The organism is Amycolatopsis sp. NPDC050768 (genome assembly GCF_040654155.1).
GTDB lineage: Bacteria > Actinomycetota > Actinomycetes > Mycobacteriales > Pseudonocardiaceae > Amycolatopsis.
The window spans coordinates 65836-90074 of record NZ_JBFAHL010000023.1; the positions used below are offsets into that span (position 1 = coordinate 65836).

17 protein-coding genes are annotated in these 24239 nt (G+C 70.9%); 7 read left to right on the forward strand and 10 right to left on the reverse strand.

Annotated elements, in window-relative coordinates; genetic code table 11:
* Nucleotides 1-293: 293 nt before the first annotated feature.
* Nucleotides 294-1160, reverse strand: coding sequence for a Bax inhibitor-1/YccA family protein (locus AB0H62_RS43715; RefSeq protein ID WP_360592201.1), 867 nt, complete (start codon nt 1158-1160; stop codon nt 294-296).
* Between the two features lie 332 nt (nt 1161-1492).
* Between AB0H62_RS43715 and AB0H62_RS43720 the strand changes: the two genes are divergently transcribed.
* From AB0H62_RS43720 to AB0H62_RS43735, 4 genes are all read left to right on the forward strand, one after another.
* On the forward strand, nt 1493-2998 hold the full coding sequence (locus tag AB0H62_RS43720) for a hypothetical protein (RefSeq protein ID WP_360592202.1): 1506 nt from the start codon (nt 1493-1495) through the stop codon (nt 2996-2998).
* A 16-nt stretch (nt 2999-3014) separates the two neighbouring features.
* A complete protein-coding gene (locus AB0H62_RS43725; protein WP_360592203.1) occupies nt 3015-3722 on the forward strand; it encodes a class F sortase in 708 nt (235 codons plus the stop codon).
* A gap of 388 nt (nt 3723-4110) precedes the next feature.
* Entirely contained in the window at nt 4111-6102 is a 1992-nt protein-coding gene (locus AB0H62_RS43730; protein ID WP_360592204.1) for an SDR family oxidoreductase, read from the forward strand.
* Nucleotides 6103-6223: 121 nt separating this feature from the next.
* Complete coding sequence (locus tag AB0H62_RS43735) at nt 6224-7525, forward strand: cell division protein DivIVA (RefSeq protein WP_360592205.1); 1302 nt, start codon at nt 6224-6226, stop codon at nt 7523-7525.
* A 288-nt stretch (nt 7526-7813) separates the two neighbouring features.
* Here the strand turns inward: AB0H62_RS43735 and AB0H62_RS43740 are convergent, their stop codons facing one another.
* Both AB0H62_RS43740 and AB0H62_RS43745 read right to left on the reverse strand, forming a co-directional pair.
* Nucleotides 7814-9136: an amidase family protein gene (locus tag AB0H62_RS43740; protein ID WP_360592206.1), complete on the reverse strand. Its 1323-nt coding sequence runs from the start codon at nt 9134-9136 to the stop codon at nt 7814-7816.
* Nucleotides 9137-9156: 20 nt separating this feature from the next.
* Nucleotides 9157-10167, reverse strand: coding sequence for an aldehyde reductase (locus AB0H62_RS43745; protein WP_360592207.1), 1011 nt, complete (start codon nt 10165-10167; stop codon nt 9157-9159).
* A gap of 89 nt (nt 10168-10256) precedes the next feature.
* Here AB0H62_RS43745 and AB0H62_RS43750 point away from each other — a divergent pair, with 89 nt between their 5' ends.
* Nucleotides 10257-10808: a TetR/AcrR family transcriptional regulator gene (locus tag AB0H62_RS43750; RefSeq protein ID WP_220244147.1), complete on the forward strand. Its 552-nt coding sequence runs from the start codon at nt 10257-10259 to the stop codon at nt 10806-10808.
* Nucleotides 10809-10904: 96 nt separating this feature from the next.
* On the opposite strand, the gene AB0H62_RS43755 is transcribed toward AB0H62_RS43750, so the two are convergent.
* From AB0H62_RS43755 to AB0H62_RS43765, 3 genes are all read right to left on the reverse strand, one after another.
* Complete coding sequence (locus AB0H62_RS43755) at nt 10905-11540, reverse strand: response regulator transcription factor (RefSeq protein ID WP_354864277.1); 636 nt, start codon at nt 11538-11540, stop codon at nt 10905-10907.
* A 213-nt stretch (nt 11541-11753) separates the two neighbouring features.
* Nucleotides 11754-12047, reverse strand: a complete 294-nt coding sequence (locus AB0H62_RS43760; RefSeq protein WP_220244149.1) for a hypothetical protein — start codon at nt 12045-12047, stop codon at nt 11754-11756.
* On the reverse strand, nt 12044-12352 hold the full coding sequence (locus AB0H62_RS43765; RefSeq protein WP_255638442.1) for a WXG100 family type VII secretion target: 309 nt from the start codon (nt 12350-12352) through the stop codon (nt 12044-12046). The genes AB0H62_RS43760 and AB0H62_RS43765 overlap by 4 nt, the downstream gene beginning before the upstream one ends.
* Before the next feature lie 332 nt (nt 12353-12684).
* Between AB0H62_RS43765 and AB0H62_RS43770 the strand changes: the two genes are divergently transcribed.
* Both AB0H62_RS43770 and AB0H62_RS43775 read left to right on the forward strand, forming a co-directional pair.
* On the forward strand, nt 12685-16005 hold the full coding sequence (locus AB0H62_RS43770; RefSeq protein WP_360592208.1) for a BTAD domain-containing putative transcriptional regulator: 3321 nt from the start codon (nt 12685-12687) through the stop codon (nt 16003-16005).
* Between the two features lie 136 nt (nt 16006-16141).
* Complete coding sequence (locus tag AB0H62_RS43775; protein WP_360592209.1) at nt 16142-19849, forward strand: BTAD domain-containing putative transcriptional regulator; 3708 nt, start codon at nt 16142-16144, stop codon at nt 19847-19849.
* On the opposite strand, the gene AB0H62_RS43780 is transcribed toward AB0H62_RS43775, so the two are convergent.
* Genes AB0H62_RS43780 through AB0H62_RS43795 form a run of 4 tightly spaced genes read right to left on the reverse strand, consistent with a single transcriptional unit; the run spans nt 19850 to nt 24228 of the window.
* Nucleotides 19850-21223, reverse strand: coding sequence for a GH1 family beta-glucosidase (locus AB0H62_RS43780; protein WP_360592210.1), 1374 nt, complete (start codon nt 21221-21223; stop codon nt 19850-19852).
* Nucleotides 21216-22043 carry a carbohydrate ABC transporter permease gene (locus tag AB0H62_RS43785; protein WP_220244152.1) on the reverse strand — a complete coding sequence of 276 codons (828 nt, stop codon included), beginning with the start codon at nt 22041-22043 and terminating at the stop codon, nt 21216-21218. Before AB0H62_RS43785 ends, AB0H62_RS43780 begins: the two co-directional genes overlap by 8 nt.
* Complete coding sequence (locus AB0H62_RS43790) at nt 22040-22948, reverse strand: sugar ABC transporter permease (protein ID WP_220244153.1); 909 nt, start codon at nt 22946-22948, stop codon at nt 22040-22042. Before AB0H62_RS43790 ends, AB0H62_RS43785 begins: the two co-directional genes overlap by 4 nt.
* A gap of 8 nt (nt 22949-22956) precedes the next feature.
* Nucleotides 22957-24228, reverse strand: coding sequence for an extracellular solute-binding protein (locus AB0H62_RS43795; RefSeq protein ID WP_360592211.1), 1272 nt, complete (start codon nt 24226-24228; stop codon nt 22957-22959).
* Between the last annotated feature and the right edge of the window lie 11 nt (nt 24229-24239).

Sequence of the window (24239 nt, forward strand, 5' to 3'; positions counted from 1 at the left end):
TCACGCAAGCCCCAGATTGGGTCCCCCTTGCGCGACGTCGTCGAGGCTAGAGGACGCCACCGACAAAAAGCCATCGATTTCGCCCGAAGCACGACGTAGACGACTTTTCGCATTCTCCACGCGCCCGCGGAAAGTCCTCCACCTGCACTGTTGCGGCCGGGAATTGGCCTCGCACAAGCACTCTGCGTACGCGCTCCGTCGCGCGAAGAGCGATTTCCCCGCGTACAGAACGTGTACACAGAAAAGGCGCCCCGTAGTACACGGAGCGCCTTCTCGGGATTCCTACGCGAGCACTAGTCGCGTAGGTAGGACAACAGCCGCAGGATCTCGAGGTACAGCCACACCAGCGTGGTCATGAGACCGAAGGCCGCGAACCACGCCCACTTGGCCGGCATCCCCGACCGGATCATGCGGTCGGCCTGGTCGAAGTCGAGCAGGAAGCTGAACGCGGCGATGCCGATGACCACCAGGCTGAAGATGATCGCGATCGGGCTGCCGTCGCGCAGCGGGTTGAAGCCGAAGAACAGCGCGGTGACCAGGTTGACCAGCATCAGGATCACGACGCCGCCCACGGCCCCGACGATCCACTTGGTCAGCTTCGGCGTGACCTTCACGGCGCCGGTCTTGTAGACCACCAGCATCGCGATGAACACACCCGCCGTGCCGATCAGCGCCTGCAGCGCGATCCCCGGGTAGACGAGCTCGAACAGCCCGCTGAGCGCGCCGAGGAAAATGCCCTCGGCGGCCGAGTAGGCCAGCGTGAGCGGACCGCTCGCCTTCTGCCCGAAGATGATCACGAGCGAGAGGACCAGGCCCACGATCAGGCCGCCGAACAGAGCGCCGAGCAGCGCCCCGCTCATCCCGGTGACGCGGCCGAGCGAGTCGGTGACGAGCTGGTTCTGGGCCCAGATCGCCGTGAGAACGCCGAACACCAGCGCGGTGCCCAGCGAAAGACCGGTCTTGATGACGACGTCGTCGACCGTCATCGGACGGTCGGCGGAACCGGCGGCCATCTGCCCGGGACCGTAGCCGGGCACACCGCCCTGGCCCTGCGGAGTGCCGTAGGGCCGCTGGTCGAAGCCCACGTTCGGCCCGTACTGCCCTGAAGCGGTCGAACCGCGGGACAGGTTGCGGAACGCCGGGTTGCTACTGGAACGCACCTGATCCTCCTGGATCTGCTGGCACCTTGCATGGGGTTCAACGACCGCTCGGGCCTGCTGGTTCCCGTCGAGACCGTCGAGTAAAGAAGACTTTACCCTTTTGTCTGATCAGGGGACCGGACCCGCGCCGGGCTACACCGTATGCGACTGAGATCACGACCCGTTCACCGCAGGTCACCCGATGGCCCCTAGACAATCCGGGTGATCAGCCGCGAACCTTCACTTCGCGTGTTCGGAATGTGACCGAAGGCGTGTCGGGGAGTTGTTCGATCGGGTGACCTGCGTCGACGCAGAGGCGTCACGGCAGAGCCTGTTGAAGGAGTCAACACACCATGGGGTGGTCTTCACGCCCGCGCGCTCGCCTGCGCGCGGCCGCCGGTCTGGTCGCCACGGCCGTGCTCGGCGCACTCTCCCTCACCGCACTCGGCCCGACCGCCGCCGACGCCGCGACCCAGCAGGGCATCGGGGTCGAGGTCCCGGCCCAGCGGTTCGACAACAAGGACCACAGCGGCAACTGGCTCGGGTCCTACCTCGTCGCCGGCAAGCAGGTGTTCTGCGTCAGCTTCCAGCTGAAGGCACCGGACTCGAACGAGACGTACAAGCCCGGCGACAAGCTGCTCACCAAGTGGGGCGACGAGATCCCCGCCGACAAGGCGGCCAACATCTCGTACCTGCTGCTGCGCTACGGCGACACCAAGGACGCGAACATCGCCGCCGCGCTCGCGCACCTGTTGCACTCGTGGACCTCCGCGCCGCGGCCCGGGCACGACGACCTCAACGAGGCGCTGCCCGCGGACAAGATCGGCTACGACATCGACATGCACCTGCAGGGGCTGAAGGACAAGGCCCCCACGGCGTACGACGACGTCGCCAAGCTGACCACCGACGCCGAGGCCAACCGCGGCCCGTGGACCGCCTCGGTCACGCCGCCGAAGGAAGACCAGCACCTCGGCGCCGCGGCGACCTGGACGGTCACCGTGAAGAACGCCAAGGGCACCGGCGTCCCGGACGTCGCGGTCAAGCTCGACGCCACCGACGCGACGCTGACCACCGGCACCGACTCCGACTCGCAGGACGACGCCCAGGCCACCGACACGGCCGGCGGCAGCGCCACCGTCCAGGGCGCGCAGACGGAGACCACGCTCAAGACGGGCGCTGACGGCACGATCTCGGTGAAGCTCACGCCGACCGGTGACCAGCCGAAGCTCGCGACGTCGCTCTCGGCCCCGGCCGACCGGCCGTACGTTCAGAAACCGGTGAACACCGGCATCCAGAACGTGGTGTCCACCGGCGGCGAGAAGACGCTGACGGCGGAAGGCGTCGTCGCCGTCGCGAAGCCGGGCAAGGTCCAGGTGACCAAGACCGACGCGAAGACCGGCAAGGGCATCGGCGGCGCGACGCTGCGGATCACCGGCAAGGACAAGAAGACCGCCGCCACCGGGCAGGACGGCAAGCCGCTCAACGGCCCCGACGGCCGGCCCGTGGTCGTCACGACCGCCGGCGACACCGGTGCGGTGACCGTGGACAACCTGCTGGCGCCGCAGGACATCTGCGTCGTCGAGGTCAACGCACCGCCGGGCTACGAGAACGCGTTCGACCCGAAGAACCCGCCCTCGGTGTGCGGCTCGCTGAAGCCGGCCGACACACTGGCGCTCACCGTCGCCAACACGCCGAACGAGGTCCCCCACGCGATCCCCGCGGGCGACCAGCCGGTGGCGATGGCGAAGGGTGCCGTCGAGACGAGCTTCTCCGCGCCGGGGCTGATCGGCCTCGCGGTGCTCGCGCTCGTCGGTTCGGGTCTGGTCGGGTTCGCCGCGCGGCGCGCGTCCCGGAGGTAGTGAGAGCGGAACGGGTATGGCACGCAAGAGCCGGTTGATCACCGGTTTCGTCCTCGGCGCGGCGAGCGTTCTCGTGGTGGAGCTCGCCACCGTCGTGATCAGCGCACCCCCGATGGCGGTGGTGGCCGGGAGTGCTCAGCCGGCCCCCGCCGCCCTCGCGGGTTTGCGGCCGGCTGCGCCTTCGGAGGCGCCGTCTTCGGCGCCACCTCCACCACCGTCGTCCACCGCGCCGGCCGGGCCACCCCCCGCCGCGCCGGTGGAGCACAAGCAGCCCCCGCTCGCGCCGCAGAAGCCGGGCACGCTCCGGCTGCCGGGCGGCGGGACGGCCGCGATGGTGCGCCAGGGCCTCGGGCCGGGCAACACGCTGCCGGTGCCCTCGGACATCGGGCAGGCGGCCTGGTGGGGCGCCGCGCTCGACGCGGTGAGCGGCGCCAGCGTCTTCGCGGGGCACGTGAACTGGAAGGGCGCGACGGGGCCGTTCGCCGAACTGTGGAACGAGCGCATCGGCGGCGAAGTGACCATTGTGGACAGTTCGGGGAAGACCTCGAAATACCGGATCTCGCAGCTGGTCACCGTGCACAAAGACGATCTGCCGGCCCGCGCCGACGATCTCTTCGGGCAGGCGGGGCCGCACCGGGTGGTGCTCGTGACCTGTGGCGGCCGGTGGGTCGGCGGGATCGACGGGTACGAGGAGAACCGGGTCGTCATCGCGGATCCGGTCTGATCCTTTTCACCGAGTTTTTCACCGAGTTTTTCACCGCGTTTTTCGACCGTGCTATTCGACGCTATTCGACGCTATTCGACGAGGGTGCCCCGGCGGGATTTCGCCGGGGCACCGGTTTTTCTGCCTTTTTCTCCTACGTGGCAAGCAACGGCGTGCAGTTCACGTGGTGCGAGGGGACCGTTCGCACCATGCGGCGGGTGTCGCGAACGGTCACTTCGTGCCGCTCATCGGGACACCGTCGCCGGAAAAGGTGCCTCCGACCTGCCGGACCCGGGTTTCGCCACAAGTTACTAGCGAGTAACATCACTCGGGCGCGCTGTGGTCAGCGCGGCTTCCATGCAGCAGAATGCGGCAAGGGTCCAGCGTTGTACGGCGGAGGGTGATGGAGATGGCGACGTTCTTGGTGACGGGTGCGACCGGGTTGATCGGCCGCCAGTTCACCCGGCTGCTGCTCATGCGGCCGGACGCGGAACGCGTCGCCCTCGTGGTGCGCGCGTCGTCGAGGGAGAAGCTGGCGAAGCTGGTCGACGGGTGGCCGCACGCGGACCGCGTGACGCTCGTGACCGGCGACCTCGCCGAACCGATGCTGGACGTGTCCGAGGAGGACCGCGCCGACCTGCGCGGTGTCGACCACGTGGTGCACCTGGCCGCGCTCTACGACATCACCGCCGACGACGAGACCAGCATCAAGGCCAATGTGGACGGTACGCAGCACGTCGTCGACCTCGCCGCGGACCTGCGCGCCGGCGGGCTGCACCACGTGTCGTCGGTGGCCGTGGCCGGTGATCACGAGGGCCTGTTCACCGAGGACATGTTCGACGTCGGGCAGCGGCTGATCACGCCGTACCACCGCACGAAGTTCGAGGCCGAGAAGCTGGTGCGCGAGCAGCACGAGGTGCCGTGGCGCGTGTACCGGCCCGCCGTGGTGGTCGGTGACTCGAAGACCGGCGAGATGGACAAGATCGACGGCCCGTACTACCTCTTCCCGGCCATCAGCAAGCTCGCCGGGCTGCCCGACGTGCCGATCGTCGGGCCGGACCTCGGCGACACCAACGTGGTGCCGGTCGACTACGTGGCCAAGGCGCTGCTGGAGCTGGTGACCACGCCGGGCCTCGACGGGCGCGCCTTCCACCTCGTGAACCCCGAGCCGCAGCCGGTGGTGTCGGTGTACAACGCGTTCGCGCGATCTGCGGGCGCACCGACGATCACTGCGCAGCTGGGCGAGGGCGTGTCCAAGGGGCTCGTCGGGCTGGTGAAGCTCGGCGAGCACATCCCCGGCTTCACGATCGCGCGCGACGCGGTGATGGAGCGCCTCGGCATCCCGCCGGTGCTGCTGGAGACGATGGCGTTCCCGTCGGTGTTCGCGTCGACCGAGACGCGCAAGGCGCTGGCGGGCACGGGCGTGGAGGTGCCGCGGCTCGAGGACTACGCGGCCACGCTGTGGCGCTACTGGCGCGAGCACCTCGACCCGTTCCGCGCCCGGAAGCACGGCCCGCGCGGTGAGCTGGACGGGCGGCGCGTGATCATCACCGGCGCGTCTTCGGGCATCGGGCGAGCGACGGCGCTGAAGGTCGCGGCGGCGGGCGGCGTACCGCTGCTCGTGGCGCGGCGGCAGCACGAGCTGGAAGAGGTGCGCGACGAGATCATCGCGGCCGGCGGCACGGCGTCGGTGTACCCGGCGGACCTGACCGACGAGGAGTCGGTGCACAAGGCCGTGGACGCGATGCTGGCCGAGCACGGCCGGATCGACATGCTCGTGAACAACGCCGGGCGCTCGATCCGCCGGTCGATCAAGCTGTCGTACGACCGGATCCACGACTACGAGCGCGCGATGGCGATCAACTACTTCGGCGCGGTGCGGCTGATCCTCGCGGTGCTGCCGCACATGTCGGAGCGGAAGTTCGGGCACATCGTGAATGTTTCGTCGATCGGCGTGCAGGGCATCGCGCCGCGGTTCTCCGCGTACGCCGCGTCGAAGGCCGCGCTCGACTACTTCTCGCGAATCGCCGCGACCGAGACGCACGGTGACGGCATCACGTTCACCACGATCCACATGCCGCTGGTGCGCACGCCGATGATCCGGCCGACGAAGATCTACGACGCGTTCCCCACGAAGTCGCCGGAGCAGGCGGCCGACATGGTCATGAAGGCGCTGATCCAGCGGCCCAAGCACATCGGCACGCCGGCGGGGCAGGCCATCGGGCTCACCTACACGCTGGCGCCGGGCCTCACCGACGCGATCGCGTACCAGGGTTTCCGCATCTTCCCCGACTCGACGGCGGCCGGCGGCTCGGGCCGGCTCAAGATCGGCCGTGGCGAGAAACACCTGTCGCGGGCGGCGATGGCGCTGGCCCGGCTGTCGCGCGGGTTCCACTGGTAGTCACGGTGCGTTTCGAGGGTGAGGCCGTTCAGGGGACGATCACCAGGTAGGGCCCGACACGTGGCGGTGAATCACCAGTCCTGACGCCGACGACACAATGTGCGCGGGTACGGTCGGGCCCATGGTTCCCGAGCGAGACAACGGCCTCCTGCCCCTGCGGCGCGAGTACACCCAAGCCTGGCACGGCTTCGACCGCAACGAGGTGCGCCAGTACCTCGATCACATCGAGGCGCAGCTGCGCCGGCTGCTCAGTGATCGCGACGCGGCGGCGACCCAGGTCGCCACGCTGGCGCGCGAGCTTGAGGCCGCGCGCGGCGAGGTGACCAAGCTGCAGGGCCGCGTCGAGGAGCTGATGAAGCCGCCCGAGCGGCTCGAGGACCTGGACGAGCGCATGCAGCGCACGGTGCAGCTCGCGCAGGCGCGCGCCGACGAGATCACCAAGCGCGCGCAGGTGGCGGCCGAGAAGCACTGGGCTTCGTCCACCGAGGCGTCGACGAAGCTGCGCGAGCGCTACACGCGTTTGGTCTCGGAGCTCGACACGCAGGCCGAGGCGCTGCACTCCGAGCACGAAGCGGCTTTGAAGGAGACGCGCGCCGAGGTGCAGCGGCTCACCGTCGAGGCGGCGCAACGCCGGGAACTCCTCGACAACGAAGCCGAGCGCAAGCGCCGCAAGATCGAGCGCGACTTCGACTCGAAGATCACCGCCGAGCGCACCGCGCACGAGAAGCTGATCGCCGACCAGCGCACGGCGAGCAAGAACCAGGCCGAACGCCGCATCGCCGAGGCGACGACCGAGGCCAAGCGCCGCGTCGACGACGCCACCACGGAAGCCAAGCGGCGCCTCGACGAAGCCACCACGCAGGCCGCCCAGCGCACCACCGCGGCGACCCGCAAGGTCGAACGCCTCGCCGAGATCCGCGAGCAGGCGCGCAAGAACCTGGCGATGGCGGACGAGGTGCTGAAGAGCAGCGAGACCCTGCTGGCGGCGCTTCCGGTGGAGTCGGTGATCCCGTCGGCGTCGAAGCTGGTGGGTGGGGATGATCCGGCTGCTTCTTCTGTGTCGGGCAAGTCTGCTGCTTCTGCCAAGCCCGCCGCTCCTGCGCCTGCCCCGGCTGCTGCCAAGCCTGCTGCTGCCAAGCCCGCTGCCGCGCCCGCTGCTGCTGCTGCTGCCAAGCCAGCGCCCGCCCCGGCTGCTTCTGCCAAGCCCGCTGCCGCGCCGGCACCCGCACTGAAGCCCGTTCCGGTCCCGAAGCCGAAGCCTGAGGTCGTCTCGGTCGACTCCCCGACCACCCCGGCCCCGACGGTGAAGCCCAAGCCCACACCGGCAAACGGCATCGCCGCCACCGCCGCGAAGCCCACCGAGAACGCCAAGGGCTCCACACCTCAGCCGGTCTCCCAGGCGGCGGGCAAGTCCAACTCCTGACCCGCACTTCACGACCGAAGGCCGCTCCCCCTCGACTGGGGAAGCGGCCTTCGTCGTTTCTCGCAGTGGCCGCGCGAGCCTCTGTCAACCCCCGTCCCGCAGTTGTCCACAGGCAGCCGCCTATCCACAGGAAATGCCGGATTTCCTTGCTACCAGCGGGTTTTGTCGGGGGTGGCCGATAGACTGGACGTGGGACGCCCCCCAGGGAGGGCGGGGGCATGTCACCACCGAGCTACGTCGCCGGCGAGGCCACGTCACCACCGGGGCCATGTCACCACCGGGCCGGGGTCAGCGGCTGCGGGGCCAGGGGTTGGCCGCCTCGAGTTGAGCCGCGAGACCCAACAGCAGCGATTCGGCGCCGGGTGGGGCGATGAGCTGGACCGAGGTGGCGAGGTCGAGGGTCGGGTGGTGGCCGACGGGGACGGAGAGGGCGGGGAAGCCCGCGAGGTTCCAGAAGCCCGTGAAGTCGGCGACGCGGACGGCCGGCAGGGCGTTCGCGAGCCAGGAGCGGCGGTGCCAGCGCTGGGCTTTCGGGGGCAGCGTGGCGAGCGTCGGGGTGATGAGGACGTCGTGGGACGCGAAGAACGCCTCGGCGCGGGAGATCCACGCGGTGCGGGAGCGGTCGCGGACGAGGGCGCGTGTGAGGTGGCCCAGGCGGACGTGGGCGCGGGTGCGGGGCTGGAGGTGGCGGAAGGTGAACTCCGCGTCGGCTTGGGAGGCGGGGCCGGCGAACCAGCGGGCGACGAGGGCGAGCATGGTGTCGAAGCCGTAGGCGGGGGTGGCTTCCGTCAGCGAATGACCAAAACCAGTCAGCAACGTCGAGGCTTGGGTGACGGCCTGGCCGAGCGGGCGCGGGAGCGGGGCGCGCGTGACGGGGACCTGGGTGGAGAAGGCGATGCGTTGCGGGCCGGGCACCGGAACCTCGGCCAGCGAAGGTTGCTCGCCCAGCACGGACATCAGCAAGGCCGCGTCGGCGGTGGTGGTGGCCAGCGGGCCGTGCGTGGACATGCCGTACCAGCCCTCGATGGGCTCCTGGACGACGCCGCGGCCGGGCTTGAGGCCGACGAGGCCGCACATGGCGGCGGGCAGGCGCACGGAGCCGAGGCCGTCGGTGCCGTGGGCGATGGGGACGAGGCCGGCGGCGACAGCGGCCGCGCTGCCGCCCGAGGAGCCGCCGGCCGTGTACGCGGGTTCCCACGGGTTGCGGGAGACGCCGGTGGGGTCGTCGCTCATCGGGTACAGGCAGAGCTCGGGCACGCGGGTGAGGCCGACGATCACGGCGCCCGCCGCGCGCAGGCGGGCGGCGATCACCCCGTCGGAAGAAAATGGTGTCTGCGGGCCGGCGACCGAGCCCCAGCCCGCGTATTCGCCGGCGACCTCCGTGACGTCCTTCACCGCCACCGGAACACCCGCCAAGGGCAAATCACGCAGGTCCGGGCGGGCGGCGACCTCCGCCGCCTCCGCGAGGGCCTCCGCCGCACGCACGCGCCGGAACGCGCCGACCACGCCGTCGGCCGCCGCGATGCGGGCGAGGGCTTCCTTGGTCACCTGGACGGGATCCAGCTCACCGGCGCGCACCGCGCGCGCGATCTCCACCGCAGTCTGCACCATGATTCGCACCCTAACCGTCCTCAGTGGACAGCGACAAGACTCCGCGCGCAGTCGACGACGGTCGCGGCAGCGGGCCGGGGCTGCCAGCCGAGCAGCTTCTGCGCCTTGGCCGAGGTGTACACGTTCTTCCGGCCGAGGTCCGGCGCCACCTCGCGCACGCCGGCGTTGACGAGCGCGAAACCGCGCAGCACGAAGTCGGGCAGACCGCGCGTGGGCACCTTGGCGGCGTCGGGGCCGAGCTTCGCGCGGATCTCGCGCGCCGCCTCGCGCAGCCACAGGAACTCGCCGACGGCGACGAACCGCTCGCCCGCGGCCTCGGGCGCGAGCATGGCTCGAAGGTGGAGATCGGCGAGGTCACGGACGTCGGTGACGCTGTAGCCGAGCCGCGGGACGCCGGGGAGGCGGCCGTCGAGCAGTGCGCCGATCAGCTGCACAGAGCCGAGCGCCTGGCCTTCCAGCACCGGGCCGAGGATCGCGCCCGGCAGCACCGTCGCCAGCGAAGTGCCACCGCCGGCGGACTCGATGAAGTCCCACGCCGCGCGCTCGGCCACAGCCTTGGAGCGGCGGTACGGGTTGAGGCGGCGGTCGTCGGGGTCGGTCCACCGGGTCTCGTCGAACACCTCGGCGCTGCGCGTGCCGATCGGCGGCGCGGCGGCGGCCAGCGAGGACGTCATCACGACTCGCGACACCCCGGCCTCGGTCGCGGCCTTCAGCACTCGCAGCGCACCGTCGCGCGCGGGGCCGATGAACGCGTCGGGGTCACGCGAACCGTCGCCGCCCAGCGGCGAAGCGACGTGCAGCACGTAGGTGCAGCCGGCCACCGCCTCGGCCCAGCCGGCGTCGGACGTCAGGTCGGCGACCACGACCTCCAGCCGGTCACCGGGGTCGATCTCGCTGCCGACCGCGCGGCGCACCGCGGCTTCCTTGGCGGCCGAACGCACCGTCGTCCGCACGTCGTAGCCACGCCGCAGCAGCTCGACGAGGCACCAGCCGGCGACGTAGCCGGTCCCGCCGGTCACCAGTACGCGCATGAGTCTCTCCTCGAAGCTCATTAGCCGTGCGGCTAATGAAACCACTGTAGTCCATCCCCGCACCGAATGCCGTGGGTTAGCATCGCCGGGTGTCACCCTCCCGGGCCGAGCAAGCCGAGAAGACCAGGCGGGCCGTGCTCGCCACGGCGCGGGAGCTGTTCGCCGAGCACGGGTTCGACGCCACGTCGCTGCAGCTGATCGCCGACACCATGGGCGTCACGAAAGCCAACGTCTACTACTACTTCCGCTCGAAGGCCGACATCCTCGCGGCTCTCCTGCAGAGCAGCATCACGGCGTTCGACGAACTCCTCGATGCGGCCGCGAAGGTCCAAACCGGACAGCAGCGGCGCGAGCTGCTCGTCGACGGTTTCGTGGACCAGGTCGTGGCCCACCGGTCCGTCTCGCCGCTCAACCGCACCGACCCGGGCGCGCGGCGGCACGAGAGCATCGGTCAGGCGCTCGACGACCAGGCCCGGCGCGGCCTGCGCCTGCTCTTCGGCGACCACCCGACGCCCGACCAGACCGCCGCCTACTGGACGGCCACCGAGCTCGGCCCCGCGCTGCGAGGACTGGACCACCTCTCCGACGACGACTTGCGCGCCATCCTGCGCCGCCTCTGCCTGCGCGTCCTGGACGTCTGAACCACCACCACGCAAAAGGGCCTCCCCCCTTGTAAAGGGAGAAGGCCCGGAACAAGGGCGGCGACACCGCGCTGGTCGCCGCCCGGCGAGAGTGGCTCAGATGGCGCCGGCACGCAGGGCGTAGGCCACGGCGTGAGCGCGGTTGTTGAGGCCGCAACGGGTCATCAGGCCGTAGAGGACGTTCTTCACGGTCCGCTCCGAGTAGCAGAGCTTCGTCGCGATCTCCTCCGTGCCGTAGCCCTCGGCGACGAGCCGCAGCACGTCGCACTCGCGGGCGGCGAGGCCGGACAGGGTGAGGCCGTTGGGCTCGAGCACGTCGCGGCGCATGCGCTGGACCTGGCCGAGCAGCGCGCCCTGCAGGCGCGGCGGCAGGCTGGCGGTGCCGTCGCCGGCGGCGAGCACGGCGGACACCAGTTCAGCGCCACCGGTCTCGCGGCGCGGCAGGATCGCGACGACGCCGCACTCGATGGCGGTCATCAGGTCGCTCTCCCGGAAGTGGTCGGCGACGATGACGAGGTCCGGTCCGGCCAGCTGCTCGGACTCGCGGCCCAGCTCCTTGACCCGCGACAGCACGCGATCGGTCACGTGCTCCTCCATCACGAGGACCACGTCGGCCTGCGCGGCCGAGTCCTCGGGGAGGACCTGCAGCTCGGCGCGGGTACCCAGCAGACTCGCGGCGCCGGCCTTGGTGATCGGGTCCGAGGCGAGAACAGCGACTTTCACGAGCTTCACGAGATCTCCTACCACCACTCCAGGTTGACGGTGATAAGTCTCGCGCGGACGACTTCACGTTTTCTTACCAAGATTCTTCATGCCCGCCGCGATCGTGAAGAATTTCCCTATAACCGCAGTTCAACGCCCTCTACGAGCCGCTTCACGAGGGTCTTGACGGCAGGGTTGAGCCGCCCGTCGGCCCGGGCTTCACGCCGACCTTCACGCCGGCCTTCACACCTCGGTGCACACCCCGCACGCGCCCGGCCCCGCCGCGCCGGAATTGCCGGCGATCTCCCGGAACGCCTCCCGCGCCCGCTCGACGCAGTCGGGCATGCGGCCGACGGCCTCGGTCCAGGCCTGCTTGGCCGCCCAGTAGCGCGCCTGCGCCTCCGGCGTCCAGCCCGCCATATCCCGTTCCACAGTGGACTCCAGCTCCGCCAGCACGGCCCGGATCCCGCCGGTCGTCCTGCCCATCCGGTCGAGGATCTCGTCGGCGTCGGTGAAGTCGAAACGCCCTGGACTCATATCCCGCTCAGGCCACCCGTCCACGGCGTCGCCCGCTCGTCGGCGGCCGGGCGCGCGTCCGCCGCGCCGCCGGTGACCACAAGCAGGTCGGCGAGCCGGCCCAGGATGAGGTCGTACTGCTGTTCCCAGTCGTTCATCGCCTGGCCGAAGCGCACCGAAGCGTCGCCCCGCCACGACGCCTGCAGCGCCGCCATCTCGCTGTTGACCCGCCTCAAATGGCCGTTGGCCGAGTCTATGGCGCGGGCGAACTCACCCGCCGCACCTCGCATACCGTCCGGCACCACCGTCGGAGGAATCGATTTCACGACGCTCTCCTCACCACACGTCCCCAGTACCCGCGCCCGTGCCGCGCGGGCAGCTCATGCGAGCGTGACCCACCGACGGGGGGTGGCGAAACCGGGGACCAGGTGGTATGCCCGATTTTCGGATATCCTTGCCTGCCGTTCCACCGGAGTCTCAGCAGCGGAGTTTCCCGGGTGTTCGCCGTCACGCCCAGTGGTCGTTACACCCCGCCCCGAGACTGACGTTCAGGGCGGCCGGTGAGACCCGGCCCCGGCCCGCTCCACCACCCGTTCGGGCGTAAGATCACGACTGGCATCCGGCGTGTGACGATCCGTCAACGCGTGAAAGGAGACCGATGTCGGCAGCGGACGGCGCGGCAGGCGGTATCACCGCGCCGAAGATCCGGCTGCTCGGCCCGGTCCGCGCCTGGCGCGGCGGCACAGAACTCGACAGCACCGAACTGAACAGCGCCGAACCGAACGGCACTGAACTCGATCTCGGCTCCGCCCACCGCCGCACGGTTCTCGCGGTGCTGGCGATGTCGCCCAACCGCACCGTTTCCCGCGAAGAGCTGATCGACGCCGTGTGGGGCGACTCGCCCCCGGCCAGCGCGCAGGGCAGCATCTACACCTACATCTCCGGCCTGCGCCGCGCGCTCGAGCCCGGCCGCGTGAAGGGCACCGGGCGACAGCTGCTCGCGTCCATCGGGTCGGGTTACTCGCTGTGTGTGGCGCCCGGAACCGTCGACGTGCACCACTTCGAGGCCCTGCGCGAAAAGGCTCAGCGCCACCTGTCGGCCGGCGAACGCGGCCCGGCCCTGGCGAAGCTCGACGAAGCGCTCGCGCTGTGGCGCGGCGAGCCGCTGCAGAACCTGCCCGGCCCGTTCGCGGCGTCGCAGCGCACCCGGCTGGAGGAGCTGCGCCTCGCGACGGTCGAGCGTCGCGCGGAGGTCGTGCTCGACAACGGCGGGCACCTGGAGCTCGTCGACGAGCTGCTCGAGTCGGCGCGCGAACACCCGTTCCGCGAACCGCTGCACGGACTGCTCATGCGAGCGCTCGCGCTCGGCGACCGTCGCACCGAAGCGCTGGCCGTGTACACGGACTTGCAGGACAAGCTGATCGAGGGCTTCGGCACCGAGCCGGGCCCGGCGCTGCGCGAGCTGTACGAACGCCTGCTGGGCGGCGGTTCCGTGGTCGAGACCCCGGCTCCGGCGCCCCGGCCGGCGCCGGCGCCCGCCCGCGTGCCGCGCTTCCCGTTGCCGGTGCTGCCGCCGCGCGCGGAGATCTTCTTCGACCGCGCGAGCGAGACTTTGCTGCTGCGCGAAGCCGTCGCCGGTCTCGCCGGCGGGCTCGGCCGTTCGGTGTGGGTCGAGGGCGAACCCGGCATCGGCAAGACGGCGCTGCTCGCCGAAACCCTGTCCATGGCCCAGGACGCGGGCGTCAAACTGCTGTTCGCCTCCGCCGACGCGCTCGACCAGCGCTTCGCCCTGCGGCCGCTGCTCGACGCACTGGGTGTGCACCCGCGCGCGTCGGATCTGCGACGCGCGGAGCTCGCCGTCGCGCTCGCCGAGAACCCCGGCGCCGACCCTGTGGAGGGCATCCTCGGGCTCGTGCGCGAGCTGTGCACGGACGAACCGCTCGCGCTCGTGGTCGACGACCTGCAGTGGGCCGACGACACGACGTTGCGCCTGTGGCGCTACCTGAGCCGCGAGACGCGGCGGCTGCCGCTACTGCTCATCGGCGCGTGCCGTCCGGTCCCCCGTCCCGCCGAGCTGGACGGCCTGCGCGCGGAGCTGGCGGCCGACGGCACGGATCTGCTCACGCTCGGGCCGCTGCCCGAAATCGCGATCCGCGACCTCGCAGGTGATCTCGCCGGCGCCCCGCCGGGCCAGGTCCTTCGCACGCTGATCTCGTTCGCGTCGGGAAACCCGCGCTACGCCAAGGAAATCGTGGAGACACTGCTCTCCAACGCGATGATCCTGCTCGACGGCGCGCAGGCGATCGTCGACGGCAACAGCTGCCGCACGATCCCCGCGCCGCTGGGTTCGCGCATCACGCTGTACCTGAGCTTCCTCTCCAGCGGCACGCGCGATGTCCTGCGCTGGGCAGCCTTGCTGGGCAAGGAGTTCTCGCTCTCCGACATCGCGATCGCCACCGAGCGGCAGGCGACCGCGCTCGTCGGCGCCGTCGAGGAGGCGCTCGCGGCCGGCGTGCTCACCGAGTCCGACGAGCTGCTCGCCTTCCGCCACCCGCTGCTGCGCCGCGTGCTGTACGAAAAGACGCCGGCCGCGATGCGCGTCGCGTTGCACCGCCAGCTCGCCGAGGCCTTCCAGGGCGCGGGTGCGTCGCCCGAGCGCGTGGCCGAGCAGCTGGCCGCCGCGCCGGTGCAGGTCGACCCGTGGGTCACCGGCTGGCTCACCGCGCACATCGGCACCGTCGCCACCGAGGCGCCGCGCATGGCCGTCGACCTGCTCAAGCACGTGGTCACCCAGGCCTCGCTGCCCGCCGACGCCCGCGAACCGCTCACGGCCACGCTCGCGCGGCTGCTGTTCTGGCTCGGCCGCGAGCCCGAAGCCGAGGCTCGCTCGGTCGTCGCGCGGACCGAGGACAGCAGGCAGGCCGCGGAGATGCGCTGGATCCTCGCCTACATCTACTACCGCCGCGGCGAGTTCGCCGAAGCGTCCGAAGAGGTCCGCCGTACGCTCTCCGACCCGAACGTGCCCGAGATGTGGCGCGGCCGGCACGAGACGTTGCGCGCGACGCTCGAACGCCTGGCCGTGGACGAAACGTCCGAACCGGACTTGTCGGAACTCGGTGTGCTCGACGGCCTCGACGACGCCGCCGAACCGCTGAGCACCGCGCGCCGGCTGGCCGCGACCCGCGCCGTGCCCGGCGAGATGCACCTCGCGGGCGCCGTGCACTACTACTGGCGCGGCCGCTGGCCCGAGGCGCTGGCCGAGCTCGACACGGTGATCAAGGGCGGTGCCGAGACGGCGTCGTACGTATTGCGCAGCCCCGGTTCCGCGCTGCTGGTGCACGGCGTCGGCGCGTTGATCGCGAGCCACCGCGACGAGCCCGAAGAAGCGAGCGCGCACCTCGACGCCGCCTCGCACCAGCACTGGCCGCAGGGCCTCGAGCCCAACGGCGGCGACTACCTGCTGGCCGCCGAGGCGCAGCTGTCCGAATTGGAGGGCAACCCGGAGGCGGCGCTCGCCGCGCTGACCCCGTTGCTGGACCAGGGTTATCCGCCTTCGGCGCGCCAGCAGTGGCTGCCGGACCTGGTGCGCCTGGCGATGCAGCTGGGCGAGACGCACTACGCGTACCAGGCGTTACGGCTGGTCGGCGACACCGACGGCTCCGACGTCCCACCCGCGCACACCGCCGCCGCGGCCCACTGCCGCGGCCTGGTCGCGGGTGATCCCGACGCGATCCTCGGCGCGGCCGCGCACTACGAGGCCGCCGGCCGCGTGCTGAAACACGCGCGCGCCACCGAGGACGCCGCGATCCTGCTGGCGGAACACGGCCGCCTCGACGAGGCCCGCTCGGCGTTCCGTGCGGCGCTCACCAGCTACACCGCGCTCGGCGCATCTTGGGACGTGCGCCGGGCCGAAACCCGGATGCACCCGCACGGCATCCGCCGCGCGACCCCCGTGCGCAGCCGCGCGGCGGGGGAATGATCCCGTTTTTGCCACCACAGCGCCCCGCTGAGCGGGACTGGCCATGGGCCCGGATACTGGCCACTCGTACGATGCCGGGTGATCACCGGCTCCCGGTAAGCTCGTCGAGTCAGACCGGTACGTCGAATGGAACGGCATGCCAGGGGATGCGCACAGCGGGTTGCGGGTGGACGTGCTCGGCCCGTTGCGGGCCTGGCGGGGTCCGGCCGAGATCAAGCTCGGGCCAGCGCGCCAGCGTGCCATCTTCGCGATGCTCGCGGTCAACGCCGGCCGCTCCGTGCCGCGCGCGGAGCTCATCGCGGGGGTGTGGGGCGACTCGCCGCCCGCCAGCGTCGAGGGCAGCGTGCACACCTACATCTCGGGGCTGCGGCGCGCGCTCGACCCCGAGCGCACCAAGTGGGCGGCCTCGGGCGTTCTCGTGTCCGACGCCGGAGGCTATTCACTCGCGCTGGAGCCCGGAGGCCTCGACGCGGCCGTGTTCGAACGTCACCGCGAGCAGGCGCAGCAGCACGCCGCCGCCGGTGATCACGACAAGGCCGCCGCGGAGTACGACGCCGCGCTCGCCCTCTGGCACGGCGAAGCGCTGTCCGGCGTGCCCGGCGAGTTCGCCGAGCGCCACCGCGAGCACCTGGCCGAGCTGCGGCTCGACACGCTGGAGCGCCGCGCCGCTGCCGTGCTGGAGCTCGGCGGCCATCAGGATCTGATCGCGGAGCTGACAGTGCTCGTCGGCGAACACCCGCTGCGGGAGGCGGTGCGCGAGCCGCTGATGCTCGCGCTCTACCGCAGCGGCCGGCACTCCGACGCGCTCGACGTGTTCCGCGACGCCCGCGCCACCCTGCGCGCGGAGCTGGGCGTGGAGCCCGGACCGCGGCTGCGGGAGCTGCACCAGCGCGTGCTGGAGCAGGATCCCGCGCTGGACCTGCCCAAGGCGAAGGCACCGGAGCCCGCGGCCGGCCCCGAGCCGATTTCCGTGCTGCCACCGCGCGTCAGCCGGGCGCTGGACGACGGGGACGACAGCCCGTTGTTCGGCCGCGAAGCCGAGTCGGCGCAGCTGAGCGAGCTGCTGGCCGAGGTCCGCGACGGGCGGGGCCGGGCCGTGTGGATCGAGGGCGAGCCGGGAATCGGGAAGTCGGAGCTGCTCACCCGCGTATTCAGCCACGCCACCGGCGGCGGGCTACAGCTCGCGTGGGTCGCGGCGGACGAGCTGAGCACCCGGTTCCCGCTGCAGGTGATGCTGGAGTGCCTCGCGATCGACGCCGCCTCACCGGATCCGCGCCGCGCGCGCGTGGCGAAGGAGCTGATGGGCGAGGGGTCGACGCAACGCGCGTGGGGTTCGAGCGACCCGGTGCTCGGAGCGGTCGACCGGCTGTTGTCCCTGGTGGACGAGCTGTGCGCCGACGCCCCGCTGGTGCTCGTGGTCGACGACCTGCAGTGGGCCGACGAGTCGAGCGTGCTCGTGTGGCACCGGCTGTGCGCGGCGACGCGGCAGCTGCCGTTGCTGCTCGTGGCCGCGACCCGGCCGGCGCCCGACCGCGCGGAGCTCGCCCAGCTGCGCCGCGGCGTCGAGTCGCGCGACGGCGTGGTGCTGGACCTCGAACCGCTGGTGTCCGACGACGTCGTGCGGCTGATCGAAGGGCTGCTCGGCGCGGATCCCGGCCCCGGCCTGCGTGAGCTGGCCGCTCGTGCCGCGGGAAACCCGTTGTACGTCAAGGAAATGGTCGACGTCCTCGTGCGCGCGGGTGCGGTGGAGGTGGACAGCGGGTACGCCGACGTCGACGACCCCGCCGAGTTCGAGACGCCACGCTCGCTCGTGGCGGCCGTCGACCGGCGCCTCGACTTCCTGCCGGCCGAGACGCAGGACGTGCTGCGCTGGGGAGCGTTGCTGGGCATGGAGTTCGCGGTCGGCGACATCGCGGCGGTGCTCGGCATCCGGCCGTCGGACCTGCTGGGACCGCTGGAAGAAGCGGTGGCGGCCAACGTCCTCATCGACACGGGCACGCAGCTCGCGTTCCGGCACCCGTTGCTGCGCCAGGCGTTGTACAACCGGCTCTTGTCGGGCACGCGGGCGGCCCTGCACCGGCAGGCCGCGGAGGCGCTGGCGCGGATCGGCGCGCCCGTGAAGCGGGTGGCGGAGCAGCTCGTGGCGGCGCCGTCCACTGTGGACCCTTGGGTGCTGGACTGGCTCACGGAGAACCAGACGGCCGTGACCAACCGAGCGCCGCTGATCGCCGTGGAGCTGCTGGAGCGGGCGCTCACTGCGTGCTCGGCCTCCGACCCGCGGCGCGAGGCGCTGATCACCGCGTTGACGAAGGTGCTCTTCCGGCTGGAGCGCAACCCGGAAACCCTTGCCGTGCAAGCGCTTGATCTGTCGCAGGATCCGGAGAACGTCGCCGAGATGCGGCACCTGCTGGCCACGCTGCGGTTCCGGCGCGGGGCCGTCGCGCTAGCCGTGCAGACGCTCGAAGAGGCCGAGGACGATCCGGCGCTGCCCGAGATCTGGCACGTGCGGCGCCGGCACCTGCTGGCGAACTTCCGCCGCGGTGGGCTCGACGACCTCGACGTCGCGGAGGCCAGCGCGCACCAGGCCCGCGCGGAGGCCGACGGCGACCCGTACCTGTCGGCGCACGCGTTGCAGACGTTGTGGCTGGTGGATTCCGTGCGCCGCCACCACGAAAGCGCGCTGGCGCACATCGACGAGGCCGTCGAGGCCGTCGGCGACGAGCACGAGCTGGCCGACCTGCACCTGGATCTGCTGGACAACCGCGTGTTCACGCTGCAGAACCTCGACCATCTCGGCGAGGCGGACCGCACGCTGCAGGCGGCGGGCGAGATCGCGCAGCGCCATTCGATGCCGATCGGCTTGCAGGTGTCGGTGGCGGTGCACCGGTACTGGGAAGGGCGCTGGGACGAGGCGCTGGTCGAGCTCGACACCGTGACGGAAGACGGACCGGCGATCACCTTCTACGGCCTGCGGGAGCCCGGCGCGGCGGCGTTGCTGCTGCACGGCGTGGCGTCGCTGATCGCCGCCCGGCGCGGCGAGCGCGGGCAAGCCGCGGCGCACCTGGACGCGGCGGAGGAGTACGCGCCGGCGACCGGTGCCGAGCGGGAGAGTTTCGACTTCCTGCTGGTGGCCAACTCGGTGGTCGCGTGGCAGCGCGGGGAGATCAAGGAAGCGCTGGCCGTTCTCGAGCCAATCCTCAACCCGACGTACGCCCAGATGATGTTGCGGCACCAGTGGCTGCCGATGTTCGTCGGCTTGGCGTTGGAGGCCGGCGACCAGGCGCTCGCGTCGCGCGGGCTGGCGGTGTGCGAGGAAGAGGCCGCCAAGGAACGCGAGCCGGCCCGGGCCCACGCGGCGACGGACTGGTGCCGCGGCCTGATCGACGGCGACCCGGCACCGGTGCTGCGGACCGTGGAGCACTTCCGCTCGGTCGGCCGCCGCCCGGAACTGGCCGCGGCGCTGGAGGACGCGGCGGTGCTGCTCGCCCGGACCGAGGACCTGCCCGCGGCCCACGCGGCGCTGGACGAGGCCGCGGAGCTGTACACGTCACTGTCGGCCCGCTGGGACTTGCAGCGCGCGGAGAAGCGCCTGCGCGAACTCGGCGTCCGCCGCGGCGGGCGGCTCGCGGCCGCCGCCCGGCCAGGACGTGGGTGGGATTCGCTGTCGCCGCTGGAGGTCCGGATCGCGACGCTCGTGGCGGAGGGCCGGTCGAACCCGGACATCGCGACGGAGCTGGCTTTGCCGCGACGAACGGTACAGGCGCATGTGGCGCGGTTGCTGGGTAAGTTGGAGTCGCCTTCGCGGTCCGGTGTCGCGAATGCTGTGGCGCGGCGGATCGGCTGATCAAGGCAATCGGTTGAGCTTCGCCACCTCGCCCAGGAAGCGGCCCGAGTCCTTGATCGTGCGGACCTGCGTGTCGAAGTCGACGTGGATGACGCCGAAGCGCTGGGTGTAGCCCATGCCCCATTCGAAGTTGTCCAGCAGGGACCACGCCAGGTAGCCGCGGACGTCGGCGCCCTGGGCCATGGCGTCGTGGACGGCGCGGATGTGGGTGTCGAGGTAGGCGAGGCGGGCGGGGTCGTGGACGCGGCCGTCGACGACGGTGTCCTCGAAGGAGGCGCCGTTCTCGGCGACGACCAGGGGCAGGCCGCCTGTGTGGTAGTTCAGCCACACCAGCAGATCGGTGAGCGACGACGGCGTCTGCTCCCAGCCGAACGACGTCAGCGGGCCGCGGGCGGGCAGAACGTCCATGCCGCGCAGGCCGGGCAGCGGGCAGTTGCTCGGGGCGAGCGGGTCGGCCAGCGGCGCGACGCGGGCGGGCGCGTAGTAGTTCACGCCGAGCCAGTCGATGGCGGCGGCGATGAGGTCGGTGTCACCGTCCTGAATGGACGCCGCGAACCGGCCACCGTGGTGTTCGACGTCGGCCATCACGTCGGGCGGGTAGCCGCGGCCGAGGACGGGGTCGAGGAAGAAGCGGTTGTGGATGCCGTCGAACTTGCGCACGGCTTCGCGGTGGGCGTCCGTATCGCCGTCAGCCAGCGCGGGTGCGAAGTTCAACGCGAGCGAGAAGTCCTGCCCGGGACGGGCCTGTTCCGTCAACGCCCGCATCGCCAGGCCGTGGCCCAGCAGCAGGTGGTGCGCGGCGACCAACGCCGTGTCATAGTCCTGGATGCCCGGCGCGTGGACGCCGCTGCCGTAGCCGAGGAACGCGGCGCAGAACGGCTCGTTGATGGTCGTCCACTGGGGCACGCGGTCGCCGAGGGCGTCGTGGACGACGGCGGCGTAGTCGGCGAACCGGTAGGCCGTGTCCCGCGAAGGCCAGCCGCCCGCGTCCTCGATCGCCTGCGGGAGGTCCCAGTGGTACAGCGTGAGCACCGGCATGATGTCGCGGCTCAGGAGCTCGTCGACGAGCCGGTCGTAGAACGCGAGGCCCTCGGCGTTGCGGGTACGGCCGTCGGGCATCACGCGCGGCCACGCCACCGAGAACCGGTAAACGGGCAGGCCCAGCTCGGACAACAACGCGGCGTCCGTGCCGTACCGGTGGTAGTGGTCGCACGCGACCGCGCCGGTGTCGCCGTTGAGGACCTTGCCCGGCGTCGCGCTGTAAGTGTCCCAGATGGACGGTCCGCGGCCGCCCTCGGTCACCCCGCCTTCGATCTGGTACGACGCGGTCGCCGCGCCCCACCAGAAGCCGGACGGGAACTCGAGCTCAGCCATGGACAGCACCTTTCAGGATTCCCCGCACGATGTAGCGCCCCAGAACCAGGAACAGCGCGATCACCGGCAGCACGCCGAGTGTCGCGCCCGTGAGCATCAGCGCGTAGTCGGTGTAGTAGCCGCTGGCCAGCTGCGAGAGCACCACCTGCACGGTCGGCGTCTCGTTGGGGTCGAGCACCACCAGCGGCCAGAAGTAGTCGTTCCACGTGGCCATGAACGTGAGCATCGCCAGCACGGCGGCCTGCGGCCGGATCGCGGGCAGGGCCACGTGCCAGAACGTGCGCACCACCGAAGCACCGTCCACAGTGGCCGCGTCCACGAGCTCGCTGGCCACCGCGCCCTCGCACGCCTGGCGCATCCAGAACACACTGAACGCGCTCACCAGCGCCGGCACGATCACCGCCTCCAGCTTCCCGTACCAGCCGAAGTCGCCGACCACGAGGTACAGCGGGATCACGCCGAGCTGCGCCGGCACCATCGCCGAGCCGACCACGAACAGGAAAAGACTGTTGCGGCCAGGAAACCTCAGCCGCGCGAACGCGAAGCCGGCCAGGCTCGCGAGGACCACATTGGACACCATCACCGTCACGGCCACGATCAGCGAGTTGCCGATCGCCAGCCAAAAGTCGACGGTGTCGAACACGCGCCGGATGTTCTCGAACAGGTGCCCGCCCGGCAGGAGCAGCGGTGAGGTCTCCCCGATCGCCGAGTTGTCGCGGGTGGAGATCACGAATGACCAGTACAGCGGGAACAGCGAAGCACCGACCACACCGACCAACACCACGTACACCCACGCGCCCGCGCGCCGCCGCGGCATCACGGCGCGCTCACGAACCGGCGCACCAGCCGGTAGTTGAAGAACGCGAACAGCACGCAGAACACGAACATCACCCACGACAGCGCCGCCGCGTAGCCCGCGTCGAACTTGCCGAAACCCTTTTCGTACAGGTACATCGTGAGCGTCTGGAACTGCCGGTCGTTACCGCCCGTGCCACTGGAGCCCGTCGCGTCGAACAGCTGCGGCTCGGCGAACAGCTGCAGCCCGTTGACGGTGCCGGCCACGGCCGTGAACGCGATGGTCGGCCGGATGCCGGGCACCGTCACCGACCAGAACGACCGCCAGCGCGAAGCACCGTCGAGCGCCGCCGCCTCGTACAGGTCCTGCGGCACGGCCTGCATCGCCGCCAGGTAGATCAGCGAGTTGTAGCCGGTCCAGCGCCACATCACCATCGTCGCGATGGCCAGGTGCGAGGACCACTTGCGCGCCTGGAACGAGATCGGGTCGATCCCGAACCAGCCGAGCACCTCGTTGACCACGCCGTAGTCGCGGCTGTAGAGCTGCGCGAACACCAGCCCCACGGCCACGACCGACACCACGTTGGGCAGCAGCACGCCGGTGCGCCACCACGTCGCCGCGCGCAGCGGCCGGTTCAGCAGCGCCGCGATCCCGAGCGCCAGGAAGAACTCGGGGATCGCGGCGAGCAGGAAGATGCTCGTGGTGTTGAACAGCGCGTTGTAGAACCGGCCGTCGGTGAACAGCTCGGCGTAGTTCGCGAGCCCGAACCCGCCCTGGTCACCGGCGAGCAGATCCCAGTCGTGCAGGGAGACCCAGGCCGTGTAGACGAGCGGGAACGCCCCGAACACCACGAACACCGCGAAGAACGGGGCGATGAAGAGGAACGGCGTGACCTTGCGGTCCCAACGCGCCGACAGAGGGCCGCGCATGCGGGGCTCTACTTGATGGCCTCGCGGCCGAGCTTCACGGCGTCCGTCCAGGCCGCGTCGACCTTTTCGGACCCGTCCTCGATCCGCCCGAGCGCCCGGCCGAATTCCGGCCGGACGTCGGCGTCATGCAGGCCGCGGTAGTTGGGACGAAGAGTGTCGGCGGACGCAGCGTAGATCTGGCCGATCGGCGCGCCGGAGAAATACGGGTCGGTGTGGGCCACGACCTGCGGGTCCTTGTAGACGCCCGGCTCGCTCGGCAGGATGCCGTCGGAGAGGAAGATCTTCTTCTCCTGCTCGGGCGCCGTGAGCCACTTCGCGAGGTCGTAGGCCTCCTTGGGGTGCTCGCTCTGCTTCGGGATCGAGAGGAACGAACCGCCCTGGTTGCCGCTCGCGCCGGGGACGGTCGTGACGTCCCACTTGCCGGTGTTGCCGTCGCCGCCGGCTTCTTGGATCTGCGTGAGCATCCAGGCCGGGCAGGCGATGGTGGCGAAGCTGCCCTGCTTGATCGCGACGTTCCAGGCCTGCGTGTAGGTGGTCGCGCCGGCCGTCTGGCCCTTCTGCGCGAGGGTGCCGGCGAGCATGAAGGCGTTGTGCACGGCGGGGTTCTTGTCCGCGATGTAGGAATCGTCGCGCGAGGAGAAGTAGTTCTCCGGCGACTGGTTCAGCATCGCCGTGTAAACGGTTCCAGCCGAGTCCGCGAACTTCACCTTCGGCAGCTTGTCGGTGAAGCGCTGCGACAGCTGGGCGTACGCGTCCCAGGTCGGCATGAGCGCGGCGACGGCCTTGCGGTCAGTCGGCAGGCCGGCCTGCTGGAAGAGGTCTCGGCGGTAGCACATGGCGAGGCTGCCCATGTCGGTGCCGAGGCCGAGCACGTCGCCGTCCTTGGTGCCCTGGGCCCACTTCCACGCCGCCCACTGGTTCTGCAGCTGGTCGGCGCCGTAGTCCGCGAGGTTCACGAACTTGTCCTTCACCCCGAGGTACTTGGGGATCTGCTGTTCCTCGATGGCGACGATGTCGGCCGCGCCGTGGCCCGCCGCGAGCTGCGTGGCGAGGGTCTTGAAGTGCGTGTCGAAGTCGGTGACCCGGCTCTGGATCTCGATGTTCGGATGATCCTTCTCGTACTGGGCGAAGAGCGGGGCGTAACCGAACTCACCGAAGGTGGCCACAGTCAGCTTGATCTTCCCGCCTTCGGCGGCGGAGCCGCCGCTGCAAGCGGTTACCAGCAGGAGGAGCGCGGTCGTCAGGACGGCGACGGCCGGGCGCCGGGTCAGCTTTCGCACGGGGTGAGCTT

Excerpts from the sequence above, each read along its gene's own strand:
- AB0H62_RS43720 (WP_360592202.1), top strand. The coding sequence starts at position 1,493 with ATGGGGTGGTCTTCACGCCCGCGCGCTCGCCTGCGCGCGGCCGCCGGT.
- AB0H62_RS43725 (WP_360592203.1), top strand. The coding sequence starts at position 3,015 with ATGGCACGCAAGAGCCGGTTGATCACCGGTTTCGTCCTCGGCGCGGCG.
- AB0H62_RS43730 (WP_360592204.1), top strand. The coding sequence starts at position 4,111 with ATGGCGACGTTCTTGGTGACGGGTGCGACCGGGTTGATCGGCCGCCAG.
- AB0H62_RS43735 (WP_360592205.1), top strand. The coding sequence starts at position 6,224 with ATGGTTCCCGAGCGAGACAACGGCCTCCTGCCCCTGCGGCGCGAGTAC.
- AB0H62_RS43740 (WP_360592206.1), bottom strand. The coding sequence starts at position 9,136 with ATGGTGCAGACTGCGGTGGAGATCGCGCGCGCGGTGCGCGCCGGTGAG.
- AB0H62_RS43745 (WP_360592207.1), bottom strand. The coding sequence starts at position 10,167 with ATGCGCGTACTGGTGACCGGCGGGACCGGCTACGTCGCCGGCTGGTGC.
- AB0H62_RS43760 (WP_220244149.1), bottom strand. The coding sequence starts at position 12,047 with ATGAGTCCAGGGCGTTTCGACTTCACCGACGCCGACGAGATCCTCGAC.
- AB0H62_RS43770 (WP_360592208.1), top strand. The coding sequence starts at position 12,685 with ATGTCGGCAGCGGACGGCGCGGCAGGCGGTATCACCGCGCCGAAGATC.
- AB0H62_RS43775 (WP_360592209.1), top strand. The coding sequence starts at position 16,142 with ATGCCAGGGGATGCGCACAGCGGGTTGCGGGTGGACGTGCTCGGCCCG.
- AB0H62_RS43780 (WP_360592210.1), bottom strand. The coding sequence starts at position 21,223 with ATGGCTGAGCTCGAGTTCCCGTCCGGCTTCTGGTGGGGCGCGGCGACC.
- AB0H62_RS43790 (WP_220244153.1), bottom strand. The coding sequence starts at position 22,948 with ATGCGCGGCCCTCTGTCGGCGCGTTGGGACCGCAAGGTCACGCCGTTC.